At 68.3% G+C, this 3894-nt stretch carries 3 protein-coding genes; all 3 read right to left on the bottom strand.

Annotation, left to right across the window (positions count from 1 at the left end):
- Positions 1–83: 83 nt before the first annotated feature.
- Positions 84–1301, bottom strand: coding sequence for a D-alanyl-D-alanine carboxypeptidase family protein (locus QMX79_RS20215; RefSeq protein WP_282248370.1), 1218 nt, complete (start codon positions 1299–1301; stop codon positions 84–86).
- 98 nt (positions 1302–1399) lie between these two features.
- Positions 1400–2614 carry a septal ring lytic transglycosylase RlpA family protein gene (locus QMX79_RS20220; RefSeq protein ID WP_282248371.1) on the bottom strand — a complete coding sequence of 405 codons (1215 nt, stop codon included), beginning with the start codon at positions 2612–2614 and terminating at the stop codon, positions 1400–1402.
- The gene (mltB, locus tag QMX79_RS20225) at positions 2611–3756 is read right to left on the bottom strand and encodes a lytic murein transglycosylase B (protein WP_282248373.1); all 1146 of its coding nucleotides are present in this window, start codon (positions 3754–3756) and stop codon (positions 2611–2613) included. The genes QMX79_RS20220 and mltB overlap by 4 nt, the downstream gene beginning before the upstream one ends.
- Between the last annotated feature and the right edge of the window lie 138 nt (positions 3757–3894).

Consider the following 3894-nt stretch of genomic DNA (forward strand, 5'->3'; position numbering starts at 1 on the left):
CGGTCGCTCTAAGCGACCGGCGACCGAAAAGAAAAAAGACCGGCTTGCGCCGGTCTTTTTTTTGCCTTCTACGTGCGGAACCGTTATTCCGATTCCCACCACATCCAGAAGCTGTCCCACAGGCGCTTGAAGAAGCCGGCTTCTTCCACCGCCGCCACGGCCACCAGCGGGGACTGCGCCACCACCTTGCCGTCCAGGGTCACCTTCAGCGTGCCGACCTGCTGGCCGGCCGTGAACGGCGCTTCCAGGGTCTTGGGCACGTCGATGCTCGGCTTGAGGTCGTTGTAGCGACCGCGCGGCACGCTCACCAGCAGCGGCTGGGCCACGCCCAGCTGCAGCGTATCGGCCTTGCCCTTCCACACCTTGTGTTCGGCCACGGCCTTGCCCGGCTCGTACATGCGGTGCGTTTCGAAGAAGCGGAAGCCCCAATTGAGCAGCGCCAGGCTGTCATCGGCGCGCTGCTTCTCGGAGGCACCGCCCAGCACCACGGCGATCAGGCGCTGGTCGCCGCGCTGGGCCGAGCTCATCAGGCAGTAGCCCGCTTCGGAGGTGTGCCCGGTCTTGATGCCGTCCACGCTCTGGTCGCGCCACAGCAGCAGGTTGCGGTTGGGCTGGGTGATGTTGCCCACGGTGAATTCCTTCACCTTGTTGTAGGCGTAGGTTTCCGGGTAGTCGCGGACGAACGCGCGGCCCAGCAGCGCCAGGTCGTAGGCGGTGGTGCGGTGGCCTTCGGCGCTCAGGCCGTGGGCGTTGACGAAGTGCGAGTCCTTCATGCCGATCTTGGCGGCGTAGCTGTTCATCAGCGAGGCGAAGGCCTCTTCGCTGCCGGCCACGTGTTCGGCCAGCGCGATCGCGGCGTCGTTGCCCGACTGGATCGCCATGCCCTTTTCCATGTCTTCCAGGCGCGCGGTCTGGTTGACCGGGAAGCCGCTGTAGCTGCCGTCGGTGCCGGCGCCACCTTCGCGCCAGGCGCGCTCGCTCATCATCACCTGGTCGTCGGTACGGACCTTGCCGTTCTTCACTTCGGCGGCGACCACGTAGGAGGTCATCACCTTGGTGATGCTGGCCGGCGCCAGCTGTTCATTGATGTTCTCGCCGGCCAGCACCTGGCCGGTGGCGTAATCCATCAGCACCCAGGCCTTGGCCACGCTGGGCTTGGGCGCCGGCGGGGTGGCCACGGTAACGGGGGCGGCGGCGGCAGGAGCGGGTGCCGGGGCCGGGGTCGGCAGGGGGGTCTGGGCGGAGACCATGCCCACGAACAGGGTCGTGGCCATGGCAGCAGCGGCAAAGCGGAATTTCATCGGACAGCAAGCTCCAGGAGGGCGCCAAGGGGATTACAGGGGACGGCCATTGTAGGCCCATGGGGTGCCCGGACGCTGAAGCGCCCGGCGGGACGCATTCACTCTTTCACGATCTGCGGCGACCCGAATCCCAGACCGACAATGCGGCCGGCAAGTTCCGAGGCGCTGGCATGGTCGGCCGCCGGCACGCGCAGGCGCCACAGGGTACGACCACCGCTGACGATGTCGCTGATGCTGGCGCCGACGATGCCGGCCGAGGACAGCTGGCCCAAGGCCTTGGTGGCGTTCTCGCGGCTGGCGAAGCTGGCCACCTGCAGCAGCACGTTGCCGACCTGCTGCTGCAGCGAGGGGCTGGGCGCGGCGGCGACCGGGACCGGCGCAACGGCGGGCCGCGCAGCGGCGACCACCGGCGCGGCCGCAGGCAGCGCGCTCACCGTGACCGGGCCGGTTTCCAGCGTTGCCGCCTGGGTCGCGGCAGGGGCCGGCAGCGCCCCGACCAGTTTGTCCATGTCGCTGGCGCGGCGTACCGCGGCCGGCGGCGTTGCGGCGGCCACGGTCGCGGCCGCTTCCGCCGCACGGCGCTCACGGCGCGAGGGTTTGTCGGCCAGCAGGTTGTCTTCGCCCGGGGTCAGCGCGCGCACTTCCACGTTGCCGGTGCCGCGCTGGGTGATGCCCAGGCGCACGGCGGCGGCGTAGCTGAGGTCGATCACCCGGCCATCGTGGAACGGGCCGCGGTCGTTGACCCGCACGATCACCGATTCACCGTTGTCCAGGTTGGTGACCCGCGCGAAGCTCGGCAGCGGCAGGGTCTTGTGCGCGGCGGTGAAGGCGTACATGTCATACACCTCGCGGTTGGAGGTGAGCCGGCCATGGAACTTGGCCCCGTAGTAGGACGCCGTGCCCTTCTCGGCATAGCCCTTGGGCCGGTCCAGCACCTGGTAACTCTTGCCCAGCACCACGTAAGGCGATTTGTTGCCGATCGCCGAGCGCGGCAGGTCCACCACGTCCGGTTCGGGAATGCAGGCCACGTTGGGGATGTAAGTGGGGGTGCTGTCGTTGACACCCGGCTTGTACAGCCCGCCGGCGCGGTAATTGCCGCGCGTACTGGGGTCTTCGGACGCGGCCTTGTACGGCGAACCTTCCGGGCAATGCGCCGGACGCCCGCCCTTGCCCTGCCCCTGCACCAGCGTGCCGGCGGGTTTGCCGGTGGTGCCACCGGCGCTGGCCGGCTTCTTGGGCGCACTGCTGCAGGCGGCCAGCGCCAGGATCAGCAGGCCGGGAACCGCCCATCTGCAGCGCGCGCGCATGCTCATGCCGGCGGCAGCTCCTGGCCGGCGATGGCCTGCGACAGCTGGTACACGGCCATCGCGTACATCTTGGACAGGTTGTAGCGGGTGATCGCGTAGTAGTTCTGGAAGCCCAGCCAGTACTGCTTGCCGGTGCTGCCTTCCAGCGTGATCGGAGTGGCGGTCAGCCCGGCCGGGACCGCTGCGCTGGGCTGGTAGCCGCGCTGGGCCAGGTCGGACAGGGTCCAGGTCGGGGTCCAGTCGGTGGGGTCGAACGGCGCGCGGCCGGCGGCCAGCCTGGCTGGCACCGCCACCGGGCCGCCGCGCACCCAGCCGCCCTTCTTGACGAAGTAATTGGCGATCGACGAGAACACATCGTCGTAGCTGGTGAACAGATCGCGGCGACCATCGCCGTTGCCGTCCACGGCGAAATCCAGGTAGCTGGACGGCATGAACTGGCCCATGCCCATCGCACCGGCATAGCTGCCCTTGATGGCCAGGATGTCCAGCTTCTCGTCGCGGCTCAGCGCGAACAGGCGCGCCAGCTCATCGCGGAAGAACAGTTCGCGGCGCACTTCGCGTTCCAGCTTGGCCGGGTCGCCGCTGCGCGGGTAATTGAAGGCCAGCGTGTACAGCGCATCGAGCACGCGGTAGCTGCCGGTGTTGGCGCCGTAGCTGGTTTCCACGCCGATGATCGCCACGATCACTTCGGCCGGCACCCCGGTACGTTCCTGCACGCGCATCAGTTCATCGCGGTGCTGGGCCAGGAATTTCCTGCCGCCGTCGATCCGCGCCTGGCTGATGAACATCGGCCGGTACTCGTTCCACGGCTTGACCCGTTCGGCCGGGCGCGACATGGCGGCAATGATCGGATCACGCACCTGCGCCTGGGCCAGCGTGGCCTCGATCTGCGCAGCGGGAATGCCATAGCGGGCGGCGGTATCGCGCACGAAGTTGGCGCGTGCCACCTCGAACGGCACCGGGGTCAGGTCAACCGGCGGCGCGGTGGCCGCGGCCCCTTCCGGCGCGGCTTCGGCAGGCCCCTTGTGGGCAACCCCCGGCTTGTTGGGCGCACCCGACGCCTGTGGCGGCGGTGACGGGGAGTGCGGCTGGGTCGCGCAGGCAACCAAACCGAGCGTAAGCATGCAAGCCAAAGTGCGTCGAATCATCGCCGCAGGTTAGCAGGTCAAAGGTGAAATAAAACCCCTAACACCATGAATCCCAACGCTTTGCCCGCCATTCGCGAGATTCGTTAAGACCGCGTGTAAAGGTCGTCCGGTTGCGCCCCCATCCCCATGGGCGCAACC

Origin of the sequence: Stenotrophomonas sp. PS02300 (assembly GCF_029959395.1) — a bacterium.
GTDB classification, from domain to species: Bacteria; Pseudomonadota; Gammaproteobacteria; order Xanthomonadales; family Xanthomonadaceae; genus Stenotrophomonas; species Stenotrophomonas maltophilia_AD.